This window comes from Bradyrhizobium sp. CCBAU 11430 (assembly GCF_028128855.1).
Taxonomy (GTDB): Bacteria; Pseudomonadota; Alphaproteobacteria; order Rhizobiales; family Xanthobacteraceae; genus Bradyrhizobium; species Bradyrhizobium ottawaense.
In genome coordinates, this window is the sequence record NZ_LBJV01000052.1 from 89,352 (window position 1) to 103,738 (window position 14,387).

Annotated in this window: 11 protein-coding genes; 2 read left to right on the forward strand and 9 right to left on the reverse strand. The window is 66.1% G+C overall.

Going from position 1 to position 14,387, the window contains the following annotated elements; all coding sequences use genetic code 11:
* Positions 1-10 precede the first annotated feature (10 nt).
* The 7 genes from fabI to dusB all read right to left on the reverse strand — a co-directional run bounded on the left by fabI (position 11) and on the right by dusB (position 9,373).
* Positions 11-799 (reverse strand): enoyl-ACP reductase FabI, encoded by a 789-nt coding sequence (fabI, locus tag XI04_RS14950; protein WP_028144673.1) that lies wholly within the window; start codon positions 797-799, stop codon positions 11-13.
* Positions 796-2,010: an acetate/propionate family kinase gene (locus XI04_RS14955; protein ID WP_212429221.1), complete on the reverse strand. Its 1,215-nt coding sequence runs from the start codon at positions 2,008-2,010 to the stop codon at positions 796-798. Before XI04_RS14955 ends, fabI begins: the two co-directional genes overlap by 4 nt.
* A gap of 5 nt (positions 2,011-2,015) precedes the next feature.
* The gene (locus XI04_RS14960) at positions 2,016-2,975 is read right to left on the reverse strand and encodes a phosphate acetyltransferase (protein WP_271610058.1); all 960 of its coding nucleotides are present in this window, start codon (positions 2,973-2,975) and stop codon (positions 2,016-2,018) included.
* Between the two features lie 29 nt (positions 2,976-3,004).
* Entirely contained in the window at positions 3,005-5,221 is a 2,217-nt protein-coding gene (locus XI04_RS14965; RefSeq protein ID WP_038946754.1) for a DUF3141 domain-containing protein, read from the reverse strand.
* 532 nt (positions 5,222-5,753) lie between these two features.
* On the reverse strand, positions 5,754-7,196 hold the full coding sequence (ntrC, locus tag XI04_RS14970) for a nitrogen regulation protein NR(I) (protein WP_028144677.1): 1,443 nt from the start codon (positions 7,194-7,196) through the stop codon (positions 5,754-5,756).
* A 9-nt stretch (positions 7,197-7,205) separates the two neighbouring features.
* The gene (locus tag XI04_RS14975) at positions 7,206-8,375 is read right to left on the reverse strand and encodes a two-component system sensor histidine kinase NtrB (RefSeq protein ID WP_038946751.1); all 1,170 of its coding nucleotides are present in this window, start codon (positions 8,373-8,375) and stop codon (positions 7,206-7,208) included.
* Positions 8,372-9,373 carry a tRNA dihydrouridine synthase DusB gene (gene dusB / locus XI04_RS14980; protein ID WP_085971620.1) on the reverse strand — a complete coding sequence of 334 codons (1,002 nt, stop codon included), beginning with the start codon at positions 9,371-9,373 and terminating at the stop codon, positions 8,372-8,374. Before dusB ends, XI04_RS14975 begins: the two co-directional genes overlap by 4 nt.
* Positions 9,374-9,653: 280 nt before the next feature.
* Here dusB and XI04_RS14985 point away from each other — a divergent pair, with 280 nt between their 5' ends.
* Complete coding sequence (locus XI04_RS14985) at positions 9,654-10,835, forward strand: bifunctional 2-C-methyl-D-erythritol 4-phosphate cytidylyltransferase/2-C-methyl-D-erythritol 2,4-cyclodiphosphate synthase (RefSeq protein WP_038946749.1); 1,182 nt, start codon at positions 9,654-9,656, stop codon at positions 10,833-10,835.
* 3 nt (positions 10,836-10,838) lie between these two features.
* Positions 10,839-11,450 carry a CinA family protein gene (locus XI04_RS14990; RefSeq protein WP_038946748.1) on the forward strand — a complete coding sequence of 204 codons (612 nt, stop codon included), beginning with the start codon at positions 10,839-10,841 and terminating at the stop codon, positions 11,448-11,450.
* A gap of 10 nt (positions 11,451-11,460) precedes the next feature.
* Here the strand turns inward: XI04_RS14990 and XI04_RS14995 are convergent, their stop codons facing one another.
* Both XI04_RS14995 and XI04_RS15000 read right to left on the reverse strand, forming a co-directional pair.
* On the reverse strand, positions 11,461-12,279 hold the full coding sequence (locus XI04_RS14995) for a class I SAM-dependent methyltransferase (protein ID WP_271610059.1): 819 nt from the start codon (positions 12,277-12,279) through the stop codon (positions 11,461-11,463).
* An 18-nt stretch (positions 12,280-12,297) separates the two neighbouring features.
* Positions 12,298-14,387: TonB-dependent receptor family protein (locus XI04_RS15000; RefSeq protein ID WP_271623721.1), on the reverse strand; the 2,090-nt coding region annotated here is incomplete at its 5' end.

Here is a 14,387-nt window from a genome sequence, read left to right on the forward strand (position 1 = left end):
GTCGGCGGCCTCAATCGATGATGTGATAGCCGCCGTCGATGTAGAGCACGCCGCCCGTGATCAGCTTGGCGCCGTCGAGCGCGAGGAACGCGGTGGCATTCCCGACATCGTCGATGCTGACGAGACTGCGCGCCGGCGCCTTCGACTGCGCCTTGTCCATGAGCTCATCGAACTCGGGAATCCCCGAAGCCGCGCGGGTGGCTAGCGGACCCGGCGAGATCGCGTGCACGCGGATGCCCTTCGGGCCGAGCTCCGCGGCGATATAGCGGACCGAGGCTTCCAGCGCGGCTTTCGCGACACCCATCACGTTGTAATTCTCCACCACCATCTGGCTGCCGTAATAGGTCATGGTGAAAAGCGTGCCGCCGTTCTTCATCAGCGGCTCGGCGAGATGAGCCATCCGCAAGAACGACCAGCACGAGACGTCCATGGTCTTGAGGAAGCCGTCACGGCCGACGTCGACGACACGGCCGTGCAGCGCTTCCTTCGGCGAGAAGGCTATGGAATGAAGCATGAAATCGAGCTGCCCCCATTCCGACGCGATGCGCTCGAACACCGCCTCGGTCTGCCCTTCGGCCATCACGTCCAGCGGCATGAAGATCGGCGCTTCCACCGCCTGCGCCAGCGGCTGGACATGCTTCTTGGCGCGGTCGTTCAGATAGGTCACCGCGAGATCAGCACCGAGCGCACGAAACGCGCGCGCGCATCCCCAGGCGATCGACTGGTCGTTGGCGATGCCGACGATCAGTCCCTTCTTTCCCTTCAGGGCGACCTTGCTGTCCGGAAATACTGGGATCATGACACCCTCTTAGGTCTCGTGTTGATCAACTGACCGTCCATCAATAGCGATAGCGTATGCTGTGCGATCATCAGCTCCTCGTCGGTCGGAATGACGTAGACGGGGACGCGGCTGTCGGCTGCCGAGATCAGGGGCGCATGGTGGGCGTTCTCACCGGCATCGAGGCGGACGCCGAGCCAACCGAGCTGCTCGGCGATACGTGCGCGGATCGATGCCGAGTTCTCCCCGATGCCGGCAGTGAAGACGAAGGCATCCAGGCCCTGCAAGGCGGCAGCCAGCATGCCCGCGTTGAGGCCGATCCGGTAGACGAAATGGTCGATTGCGAGCCGCGCACGCGGGTCCGTGCTAGCTTCCAGCTCGCGCATGTCGTTGCTGACGCCGGAAAGCCCCTTCAGACCGCAGTCTCGATAGAGGAAGTCCTGCACCTTCGCGGCCGGCATGCCCTTCTCGGCGATGAGATAGAGGATGACCCCGGGATCGATCTGCCCTGGACGCGTTCCCATCGGCAGCCCGTCGAGCGCCGTGAACCCCATGGTACTCTCGACGCTGCGCCCCTCCTTGATCGCGCACATCGAGGCGCCGCTGCCGAGATGGGCAACGATGACCCGCCCCTTGGCGATCTTGGGCGCCACGCCGGGCAGCGCGCGGGCGATGTATTCGTAGGAGAGCCCGTGAAAGCCGTAGCGCCGCACACCCTCGGCATAGAGCTGCTGCGGAATCGCGTAGTGATCGGCGACGAGATCATGCGTGCGGTGAAATGCCGTGTCGAAGCACGCCACCTGCGGCAGCCCAGGGAAATTCGCGAGCAGCGAGCGGATCGGCGCGAGATTGTGCGGCTGATGCAGCGGCGCCAAGTCGACAAGGCGTTCGAGGCGGGAGACGACGCCGTGGTCGATCAGGACCGGGCGGACATGGTCCGGCCCGCCATGAACGACGCGATGACCGACCGCGATCGGCGTAATCCGAAGCTCGTCGCGCAGCCAGTTGCCGGCAACCGACATGGCGGCGGGCACATCGGGCACAACTTCAACCGAATAGGCGCGATCGGCCAGCGCATCGCCGCTCGCAGCGCTGGCGCGCAGGCGCGGGCGGCTGCCGATGCCGTCCATTTGTCCCTTGATCTGACGCCGGAGCGCACCGTCGCCCAATGCCGAATAGACCTGAAACTTGACGCTCGAAGAGCCGGCATTGACGACCAGGATCGTGTCCATGGCGATCACGCGGCCACTGACGGCGCCTTCTGGCGCCGGGCGCGCGCGTAGAGCGCCGCCACAGCACAGGAGGCCATGCGCGCACGCGGCGTATCGGCGCGCGACGTTAGGACGACGGGTACCCGCGCGCCAAGGACAATGCCGGCACCATCCGCTTTGGCGAAATAGGCGAGATTCTTGGCCAGCATGTTGCCGGACTCCAGATCTGGAACGACCAGGATCTGTGCACGACCGGCGACCTCGGACTCGATGCCCTTGATGCGTGCCGCTTCCGGGTCGATGGCGTTGTCGAACGCCAGGGGACCGTCGAGCACGCCACCGGTGATCTGGCCGCGATCGGCCATCTTGCAGAGGGCGGCGGCTTCGATGGTCGAGGGAATTTTTGACGTCACGGTCTCGACCGCCGACAGGATCGCCACGCGCGGCGTTCGGCCAAACCCGGCCTGATTGTAGAGATCGATCGCGTTCTGGATGATGTCGCGCTTGGCATCGAGATCGGGAAAGATGTTGATCGCGGCGTCGGTGACGAAAATCGTCTCGGCATAGGTCGGGACATCCATGACAAAGACATGGCTGATGCGCCGATCCGTGCGCAGGCCGCCGGTCTTTGCCGTGACCGCGCGCATCAACTCGTCGGTGTGAAGGCTGCCCTTCATCAACAGCTCGCCTCTGGCGGCCTGGATGAGCTCGACGCCCTTGACCGCGGCGTCGTCACTGTGGGCGGCATGCACGATCTCGAAGCTTGATATGTCCAGATCGAACCTCGCGGCGGTGTCCCTGATCTTCCCTTCCGGCCCGACCAGGATCGGCCGGATGATCCCCGCGCCGGCGCTGTCGATCGCCCCGCGCAGCGAAGTCTCGTCGCAGGGGTGCACGACGACGGTCGATGTCGGGGGCGCAGCCCTCGCCGCCGCGATCAGCCGGTCGTACTTGCCGCCGGTCTCGTGCGTCATATCGGCCGACATGAGGTCACTCCCGCTTTCGCCAAACCGCGCTACGACGCTCTTGCCTGGGGATCGAATGGCGCGACGTTCGACGTCATCTCGCCCTCTCCGTCCAGGCCAAACAACTCGGCGACTCGCCTCAGGCGATTGGCGCGCTCGCCGGTGATGTCCGCGCTTGCCGAGAGCACCTCGCGCATCGCCGCGAAGGCCGCGCGCCGCCGGTTCATGTCCTCGGGCAACAACCTTGGAATGGCCGCCACCGCGCCCTCGCGGTCGAGCAGCAGCATGAAGAACTGCTCGCGTACCAGCATCTTGAATTCGGACAGGGTCATCCGGGAGCCGGCATGGTCGCGCCTGACCTGGCGCAGCGCCTCGATGCTGCGCTCGTCCACCATGCCGCGCGCGGAGCCGACATAGAGCAGCGCGCGGATAGCAGCCTCCCGCAGGCCGCCGTCACCAATCTTCGCCCTCAACTCCGCAATCCTGCTTTCGAGCATGGCGCGATGCTCGTCCGACATCTCGCGGCGCCGTGTCGGCACGGCGTTGGGGTCGATGCCGACCGCGGCCTGGAGCGCAGGTGAGCCATAGACGTTGAGGAAGAGGGTCTCGCTTAACGCCTCCTGGGCATCGCGCCAGCTATCGAGCGCATGCACAATCTGCTTCGACACCTGCTCCTGGAAGGCCAGGAACGGATTGTCCTGCGATACCGGCCTGCGCTTCTCTTCGGCGCGATCGGCCGCCGCCTTCACCATGGACATCCATGGATTCTGACTGCTGAAAGCCTCATATTGCATTCGCAGCGGATGCATGCCGCGCGCCCAGTTGGCCGCCTCTGGCGTCACCATCTTCTTGATCCAGGGCTGCACGAATTTCTGATAGGCTGCAAGATTGAGCTCCGAGATGCGCTTGGCGGTGGCGAACCGCCGCTCGTCCTCGGGGGAATTGCCGCCCATGGCCCGGATGTCGCCGAGCGTTCGGGCCTCGCAACGCATTACCCATTGTCCCGTTGCAAGGTCGGCGTTGAGCGTCTCGCTGCCCCTCGCCTCGAACGTCGCCTCGTAGAGCCCGGGCGGGAGCACGTCGATCAGGTCGATGTTGCTGGAGAATTCGGCATGCTCCTTGTTGGCGACGCCGCCGGACACGAAGATCCCGAGATGACCGATGCTTTCGTGAATGGTGTAAACGATGGTCTGGCCATATGCCCTGATCTCATCGACGTCGGCGTAGCAGTCGAGGATCCAGTCCAGCGCCTGCTGCGGCGGGGTGACGTTGTCGCCCTTGGAGCAGAACACCACGATCGGCGAGCGGATATTGCGCAGGTCGACCTTCTCCCCGTCCGACATTTCGATCCGGCCGGCGGCGAGGTTGTTGCCGATGAACAGTTCGTCGACGATGAACTGGATCTCTTCGGCATTGAGGTTGACGTGACCGCCCCACCATCGCTCGAAGTCCAGATAACGATCGGCCTCGGTGTCGACTTTGGAATAGACGTTGTATTGCTTGGTCCAGAGCGTGTTCGAGGGGTTCTGGTTCTCGAAATTCTGCACCAGCCAGGCGCCGTCGAACTTGCCGGCACCGAGATCGCTCGTCAGCGCCGTCAGCCAGCTTCCGCCCAAGAGGCCGCCGGAATAGCGCATCGGATATTTGCCATGGACGCCCGCCCAATAAGCGAGCGGCGCGCCGGCGATGATCAGCGGTCCGAACAGCTCCGGCCGTAGCGACGCCAGGATCATGATCGCCCAGCCGGCCTGACAATTGCCGATGACGCAAGGCTTGCCGTCGGCGTCCGGGTGACGGCTGATGACAGTTTCAAGAAACTTCGCTTCGGCTCGCGCAATGCGCTCGATCGTCTGGCCGGGCATGGGTTCGGGCAGAAACCCGATGAAGTAGCAGGGATGTCCCGCCTTCATCGCGACACCGATTTCGCTGTCCGCCTTGAAGCCGCCGATGCCGGGACCATGGCCGGCGCGCGGATCGACGACGACGAACGGCCGCCGCCTCATGTCGATCGCGACATTCTTGGGCGGGATGATGCGGACGAGCGCGTAGTTGACAGGCTCGTCGAGTTTGCGGCCGTCCGTAATCAACTCGGCAGCATATTGCAGCACATGCGGTGCGGTCTGCGCGACGTGCTCGCGATATTGGTCGCCGCGCTGTCGCATGATATCCAGAAACAACACGCTCCGCTGTCCGGCATCGACCAGATACTCCACGGCGGAGGTGACCAACCCCGACATGGGACCGGCAGGCAGCTTCAGATTTTCCATCGCAATCTGACCTCGTTGTCGTGCGAGGCCAGTCAAGGAGAGATGCCACCGGCGACGTTGACATAGGTCAACGGTCGGCGGTTCCGGGCATAGCGGACGCCAGAACCTTAGAACCTTCTAGAGGTAGATCGATAATGTCAGACGGGGAACTGTTTCCGGCCCTTCCGGCTTGACCCGGCATGGATAGGTTCTTCCTCGCGATAATGGTTTCTGCCGTTCTGCTGCTGATCGTGGCGTCCGATCTGCTGGTCAACGGTCCTGGTCTGCAGGAGCCGACGACAGACGTAGCGCGCCTGGTGCCGTCGACCGAACGACTGTTCAGGTGATGGATTGCCGTCGCGGGCGGCTGAATGCCTCACCCTTGTGTGACCGCGGAACATGTGTGACCGCGGAACATTTCGGCCCCCTTCCGACTTCTGCTCACCGCGTCAGCCAAAACGGCCAGCGCGATCCGGACAGGCTCAGCTCCGCTTTGGTAGGGGGAGCTGAGCCACCGTTCGCGTAAACGCGTTTGGCGTTTGTCGCGAGGGAACTAGCCCCCGCTCCGATAGACCTGGATATCGAGATCCCGGATCTTCTTGCGCAGCGTGTTGCGGTTGAGGCCGAGCAGGTCGGCGGCGCGGATCTGGTTGCCGCGGGTGGCGGCGAGCGCGGCCGTGAGCAGCGGCACCTCGATCTCCTTGAGGATGCGGTGATAGAGGCCGGGCGGCGGCACGCCGTTGGGAAAGCCCTGGAAGTGCGAGGACAGATAGGCCTCCACGGCGCCGCCGAGATTGTCGACGCCCTGCTGGACCGCGGCACCCGGGCTGACCGAGGGCGGCGCGAGCTCGCCATCGATGACGGAAGCCGTGATCACGTCCTGCGGATAGAGCGCGGCGAGGCGCCGGGCGAGGTTTTCCAGCTCGCGCACGTTGCCGGGCCAGCGGTGTTGCTTCAGCCGCTCCAGCGCCAGCACGTCGAGCTTCTTGGGCGGCAGGCCGTCCTTCTCGGCCAGCGCGAAGAAGTGACGGATGAGATCGGGCAAATCCTCGATGCGCTCGCGGAGCGGCGGCAGCCGCAGCGGCACGACGTTGAGGCGGAAGAACAGATCTTCCCGGAACAGGCCCTGCTGGATCAGGACGCGCAGATCCTTGTTGGAGGCCGCGACGATGCGCACGTCGGTCTTGATCGGGGTGCGGCCGCCAACGGTGGTGTATTCGCCCTGCTGCAGCACGCGCAGCAGACGGGTCTGTGCCTCCATCGGCATGTCGCCGATTTCGTCGAGGAACAGCGTGCCGCCCTCGGCCTGCTCGAACCGGCCGGAGGCGCGGGTGTTGGCGCCGGTGAAGGCGCCGCGCTCATGGCCGAACAGTTCGGATTCGATGAGGTCGCGCGGGATCGCCGCCATGTTGACCGCGACGAACGGGCCGTTGCGGCGCTTGCCGTAATCGTGCAGCGCGCGCGCCACCAGCTCCTTGCCGGTGCCGGACTCGCCCGTGATCATCACCGTGAGATCGGTCTGCATCAAGCGCGCGAGCACGCGGTAGATTTCCTGCATCGCGGGCGAGCGGCCGACCAGCGGGATCGCCTCCATCTCGGCGTCCTCGTCCGGCGTCGAGACCCGCTCCTTCGGCTCGGCCAGCGCGCGGCCGACGATGGCAATCAGCTCCTTGAGGTCGAACGGCTTCGGCAGATATTCGTAGGCCCCGCGCTCGGAGGCGCGGATCGCCGTCATGAAGGTGTTTTGCGCGCTCATGACGATGACCGGCAGATTCGGCCGCATCTTCTTGATCCGCGGCAAGAGGTCGAAGGCGTTTTCGTCCGGCATCACCACGTCGGTGATGACGAGATCGCCCTCCCCCTGGCTGACCCAGCGCCACAGCGTTGCGGCATTGCCGGTCAGCCGCACTTCATAGCCGGCGCGGGACAGTGCCTGATTGAGAACGGTGCGGATGGCGGTATCGTCATCGGCTACGAGAATGCTACCTGCGGGCATCGTTAATCCTCATTTCGCCCCCTGTGACGCAGGCGACGGCTTCCCGGCAGAGTCGGCGCGACTGCTTTGATCGGCATGTTTCACCGATGTGGAATACATCGGCATCAGCACGCGGAAGGTGGTCTTGCGCGGCTGAGATTCGCATTCGATGATGCCCCCGTGATCGCCGACGATCTTGGCGACCAGCGCTAGGCCGAGCCCCGAGCCGGTCTGCTTGGTGGTCACGAAGGGATCGAACAGGTTGGGCAGAAGATCGTCGGGCACGCCTGGTCCGTTGTCCTTCACGCAGAATTCGAGCGGCAAGGATACCCGGGATTTTTGACCGGGGACTGACAGGCGCACGCCGGGGCGGAACGCGGTGGTGAGCTGGATCTCGGCGTCGGGGACGTCGATCAGGGCTTCTGCGGCGTTCTTCACGAGATTGAGGAACACCTGGATCAACTGGTCCTGGTTCGCCAGCACCGGCGGCAGCGAGGGATCGTAGTCCTCGATGAAGCGGATGTTGCGGGCAAAGCCGGACTGCGCCAGCCGCTTGACGTGGTCGAGCACCGAATGGATGTTGACGGGGCCGCGCAACACGGGACGCTCGTCGCCGAACACCTCCATGCGGTCGACCAGCGTCACGATGCGGTCGGCCTCGTCGCAGATCAGGCGCGTCAGCATGCGGTCCTCGGACGAGGCCTGCTGCTCGAGAAGCTGCGCCGCGCCGCGGATGCCGGAGAGCGGATTCTTGATCTCGTGCGCCAGCATCGCGGCCAGTGCGATGACCGAGCGCGCCGCGCTGCGATGGGTGAGCTGGCGGTCCATCTTGTCGGCGATGGAGCGCTCCTGCAGCATCACCACGATATGGCCGGGCCGCTCGGTCAGCGGCGCGACATGCAGATCGACCTGGCGGTCGCCGCCCATGCGCGGCGTGCCGAGATCGACCTTGTATTCGTTGACCGGCGAATTCGACGAACGCACCTGCTCGATCAGCGCCAGCAAGGGGCTGCCGAACGGCACCAGCTCTTTCAGCGACTGCCGCTTCAGGAACTGCGTCGAGATGTCGAAGAAGGCTTCGGTCGCGATATTGGCGGCGACGATCTTGCCGTCCGGCCCGATCATGAGCACGGGATTGGGCAACGCATCCAGGATCGCGTCGCTGTCGGCGGGCCGGCGATGGTCAGCGGCGGAGCTCATGCAGCAGCGCTCCATCCGAAATCGTCGAAGGCATCCTGCAGCGACTGGTGGACGAGGCGCGGATCTTCCGAGGTCAGGATCTTCTGGCGCCAGGATTTCAGCTTCTCGACCGGAGCGCCGCTCGCAGCCGCGGCGACGTCGAGCGCCCAGCCGAGATGTTTTCGGGCGTGCTTGAGGCCTACGCGCAGGCCGTAAAGCGCGCAGACGCCTTCATAAAGCGTGCGGACGTAATGCAGCTGGGTGGCGAGCGTCGGCATGGCCTCAGCCGCCCCGCCGTTCAGGCGGCGGCCGATCTGGCCGGGCAGCCAGGGTTGGCCCTGTGCGCCGCGGCCGATCATCACGGCATCGGCGCCGGAGGCCTCGAGCGCCGCAAGCGCTTTGTCGTAAGTCGTGATGTCGCCGTTGACGACGAGTGGAAGGCAGGTGGCCTCGCGCACGGCGCGGATCGCATCCCAATCGGCCTCACCCTTGTAGAACTGGCTGCGGGTGCGGCCATGCACCGTGACGAGCTTGACGCCGGCGGCTTCCGCGCGCCGCGCCAGTTCCGGCGCGTTGCGGCTGCGGTCGTCCCAGCCGAGCCGCATCTTCAGCGTCACCGGCACCTTCACCGCCGCGATAGTCGAATCGATCAGGCTGACGGCATGGTCGAGGTCGCGCATCAAGGCCGAACCGGACTGGCCGCCGGTGACGTGGCGGGCCGGACAGCCCATGTTGATGTCGATGATGTCGGCGCCCTCGGCTTCGGCGATCCGGGCGCCCTCCGCCATCCAGTGCGTCTCGCACCCGGCGAGCTGGACCACGTGCGGGCCGATCCCGGTGGCTTCGCAGCGCAACCGGGACATCCGGTGGCCGCTCGCGAGCTCATCGCTGGCCGTCATTTCGGACACGACGAGACCCGCGCCAAGCTCGGCAGCCAACCGGCGGACGGGCGAGTCCGTCACCCCCGACATCGGTGCCAGGAAGACCGGGGTGGCGACATCAATATCGCCTATTTTCAACGGCTTAGAGCCGGATGCTGCCGAACCGGTCACAGGGGTCTCGTTGACTGGGCAGGGCCTCATCGCGCCTGCCATGACCTATCTTGCGCACAATTCTTGTGCAGTCAAGCGTCATGCCTACAGTTTAGACAATTCTGCAAATCTTTCAAGTGCAGTGCAGCAAAATGCTGTTTCCAACAATCCGGGGAAACCCCCTTTTTTTGCGGGCCTGCCGTGCTAGAGGCATGCGGCAATCACCCCACTCCCCGACTCTTCATCACCAACCGAGTATTCGAGTCCTATGGCGAAATCACAACGCACCGCAGTCGTCCTCGTGGCAGCCGGGCGTGGACTGCGTGCAGGCGCCGGCGGGCCGAAGCAATATCGCGAGATCGGCGGCGTGCCCGTGATCTATCGCGCCATGGAAGCCTTCAGCCGCCACGCCGACGTGTTTGTGGTGCAGCCGGTGGTGAACCCCGATGACAGCGCCATGTTCACGGCCGCGGTCGCGGGGCTCAAGCATGAGCCGCCGACCAATGGCGGTGCGACCCGGCAGGCCTCGGTGCTTGCCGGCCTCGAAGCTCTGGTCAGGCACGAGCCCGATATCGTGCTGATCCACGACGCCGCGCGCCCCTTCGTCTCGGAAGGATTGATCTCGCGTGCGATCGAGGCGGCGAGCCGCACTGGCGCTGCGATCCCCGCCGTTCCCGTCGCCGACACCATCAAGCTCACCGGCGATGGCGGCAATGTCGAGGGCACGCCGGACCGCGCGCGCCTGCGAATCGCGCAGACGCCGCAATCCTTTCGTTTCGACGTCATCCTCGAAGCGCATCGTCGCGCGGCGAAGGACGGCCGCAGCGATTTCACCGACGATGCCGCGATTGCCGAATGGGCGGGATTGACGGTTGCAACCTTTGAAGGCGATGTTGCCAACATGAAGCTCACCACTCCCGAGGATTTCGTGCGCGAGGAAGCGCGCCTGGCTGCCCAGCTCGGCGATATCAGGACCGGCACCGGCTATGACGTGCACGCCTTCGGCGAAGGCGACCATCTCATGCTCTGCGGCGTACGCGTGCCTCACACCAAGGGTTTTCTCGCCCATTCCGACGGCGACGTCGGCCTGCATGCGCTGGTCGATGCCATCCTCGGCGCGCTCGCCGACGGCGACATCGGCTCGCACTTTCCGCCGAGCGATGCGAAGTGGAAGGGCGCCTCTTCCGACCAGTTCCTGAAATACGCCATCGAACGCGTCACCCAGCGCGGTGGCCGCGTTGCCAATCTCGAGGTGACCATGATTTGCGAGCGGCCGAAGATCGGCCCGCTGCGCGACACCATGCGCGCGCGCATCGCCGAGATTTCCGGCGTCGACATCTCGCGCGTCGCGGTGAAGGCGACCACCAGCGAGCGGCTCGGCTTCACCGGCCGTGAGGAAGGCATCGCGGCCACCGCGAGCGCCACCATCCGTCTTCCCTGGAGCGTCTAGGCCATGGGCGGCAGCGACGCACGCGCCCTCTCCCGCTCGCTGCTCGACCTGTGCCGGATGCGCAAGCTGACGATCGCGACGGCTGAATCCTGCACCGGCGGCCTCGTCGCCGGCGCGCTGACCGATATCCCCGGCTCCTCCGATGTGATCGACCGCGGCTTCGTCACCTATTCCAACGACGCCAAGCGCGCGATGCTCGGCGTCGAAGCCGGCACGCTCACGAACTTCGGCGCCGTCAGCAAGGAGACCGCGACCGCGATGGCGGTCGGCGCGCTGGAGCGTGCCGGCGTCGATCTCGCCGTCGCCATCACCGGCATTGCCGGTCCCGGCGGCGCGACGCCCGGCAAGCCGGTCGGTCTCGTGCATTTCGCCGTCGCCGCGCGCGACGGCCGCATCATCCACCGCGAGCACCGCTTCGGCGCGATCGGCCGCAGCGCGGTGCGCGCCCGCTCGGTGGTCGAGGCGTTGCGCATGCTGATGGATCTGGCCCGCGGCCCGCAAGTTGCCGCCAAGCCGAAACGCGCCGCCGCAGTCACCCGCTTGCGCCCGCGCGTGACACGCTCGCCGCGCCGACATGTGGCCAAACGCCGGACGCCACGGTCGCCGCGGGGCTGAGCACCCCCGCTTACACCTTGCGCGCAATCACACGGATCGCAGCCAGATTGGCGCGATGCTGCTCGAACACCCGCCGCATTGCCAGCACCCGGCGCCGCGCCGCCCGATCCAGCAGCAGGTTCCCGGCGAGCCGCAACGCGCCCACCAGGCCCTCGTCCTGCACCAGGCGCCGGGGTCGGAGCAGATGCATCGGCGCGAACTCGACCCCCTCGATCTGAAAGCCGACGCTCTCCAGCAGCCCTCTCCATCCTTCGCCGGACAACGGACGTGCCCCGACATGGATGGCTCCGGAGAGCGCGCGATCGATCTCCTGCCTTTGGCCGAACGGCATGTCGTCCGGCGTCACGGCGAGCTCGTGGATGCCGTAATGCCCGCCGGGGCGAAGCAGCCGGAACGCCTCCGCCGCGATGCGGCGCTTCTGCTCCTGGGTCTGCATGCTCAACATCGCCTCGCCGATCACGATCGACGCAGAGCCGGCCGGCAAGGTCGTCTGATCGGCGGTCCCGACGACGACCGAGACGTTTCCCTTCGCCGGAAGCTGCCGGCTCGTCCACGCGGCAGCCTGCGCATCGCGCTCGACGCCGACATAGCGCCGCGGGCCTCGCTCCAGGATCAGGCGTGCGGTGACGCCGAGCCCCGGCGCAAACTCGACGACATCATCTTCGGCGCCGATCACCAGCCCGTGCAGCAGCGCGCGCGTCAGGCCAAGCCCGCCGGGACGCAGCACGCGCTTGCCTAGCCGGGCCAGCAGCCAATGGCCCGGCATCTTCGCCACGTCGAGATCGCCGCCCGGCAGTTCGACCGATGGCATCGTGTGGTCTGCAATCATGGGTGTCTCCTTTGCAAGTTAGAACCGCGCCCGGATGCCGCCGTAATAGCCGCGTCCGTCGCCGGGGATGAACGCGGCCTGGTCCGGCCGCGCCTGATCGACGATCAGGGTCGACGCGGCATAGGTAGCGTTGAACAGATTGGTGATCTCGCCGAATACCGCGATGCGCTCGCTGATCCGGTATTCGGTGCGCAGATCGGCGACCACGAACGGATCGGCAAACAGCGTGTTCATGTTGTCGACCGGCATGTGGCCGGGGCTCCAGCGCACCGCGCCTTCCAGCTTCCAGGCGTCGGTCGCCTGATATTGCAGGACCGCGTTGACGAGATGTAGCGGCGCGCCCGCCAGACGGTTGTTGCCGCGCAGCGGATCGTTGTCGAAGCGGAAGTCCTGGTAGGTGTAGGCGACGCGGCCGGTCAGCCGCGGCGTGATCCTGACGCCGAGGCCGAGCTCGACGCCGAGATGCGTAGTGCGGTCGGCATTGAACGCCGCCATCAGCGCGCCGGTGGAGTCGCGCAGGCTCAAGAGCTCGTTGTCGACCCAGGAATAGTAGCTGACCGCGTCCCACGACAGGATGCCGGCGCGGCCGCGCCAGCCGCCCTCAACGGTGGTGGCGGTCTGGGCCTTCAGATCGGGCGTCGCGAATGCCGCTGCGACGAGCCCCGGATTGCCCGGCGTCGGCCGCCCGGCACTGCTGTTCGGCGTCCCGTTGACCGTCGCGAGCAGATCGTCATGCGAGGGCGGCTCGAAGCTGCGGCTGACCGCGGCAAAGATGGTTTGGCCGGGCACGGGGCGGAACGTCACGCCGAGGCTGGGGCTCCACGCCGAATAGCTGCGCGCATAGCTCGAGCTCTGCGTCGGCACCGCGCCGTTCGGCAGCAGCATCGTCGGATTTGCCGGATTGTAGGCAATCGTCGGCCGCGTCGCACTCCGGTAGACGTCGTCATTGTCGCGCGTGGCGTAGCCATAGGCGATCGCCGGCGAGACGGTGATCCGGTCCCAGACCGGCAGATTGAGGCCGGTATGCAGCGCCAGCGTGGTGGCATCGAGCCGGCTCTCGCCGAACTTGGCGCCGGTCTGCCCGGCCTGGTTGATGAAATTCTCCCGATCCGCCGATCCCACCGAATATTGCGCGGTCGTTTCGAGCAGCGGTAACGCCGCCGCGCTGTCGGGCTTGTAGGCGTAGCGGAAGACGCCGGTCGCATCGTCACCCCGCGTGGCGCGAACGCCTGAGGAGATCGGAAAGCGGAACATGTCGTCGGTGTGGGTATAGCCGAGCGCGACGTCGAACAGATGCGCGTCGAACGTCGCGGTGGTCCGCGAGCCCGCCACGAACTGCTCGGCCTCGCGGCGCGGCCGGTCACGCACGACGTTCGGCCCCGGATTGATCGAGGTCGACGGCGGGATGAAGGTCGGCCCGGCAAACACCTGCCGCGGATTGGCCTGCATTGCGCTCTTGGTCAGCGGTCCCGCCACATCGAAGCCGAGATCGGTGTAGCCGATGAAGAAGCGCGTGCTGACGTTCTCGGACAGCACGGCGCCGACATTGGCATTGAAACTGCTGCGCTCGGAGCTGTTGTAGTCGCGAAAGCCGTCGCGACGGCTGAAATCGGCCTGCACCAGCGCGTCCACATTGTCTTTCCTGCCGCCGGTCTGCGCGCTGGCATTGATCTGGCCGAAGCTGCCGCCGCTGATGGCGGCCTGCGTGCCCGGCGAGGACGATCCCGTCGGCGATACGAAATTCAGCGCACCGCCGAGCACGGTGGCGCCGAGGCGGTTGGCGATGTAGCCGCGATAGACCTCGATGGCCTCCGCCTGTTGCGGGTTGGCGAAGCCGACGATGTAGGAGCCGTCGGCCCGGTTGATGGGCAGGCCGTTCTGGAGCACCAGCAGCCCGCGCTCGACCGGATTCTGCTGCAGACCGGAGCCACGGATCTGGATACGCGGCTGGTCGTTGCCGCCGAAGAAGTTCTGCACCACGACACCGGGAACCCCGCTGAGGGCACGCGACGCGGTCGGATTGCCGGTGGGTGAGAGATCCTCGCGCCGGACCAGCGCGACGCCGCCCGCGAGCGCCTCGAAGCGCTCCTGCACCGATGCGGCCGGGG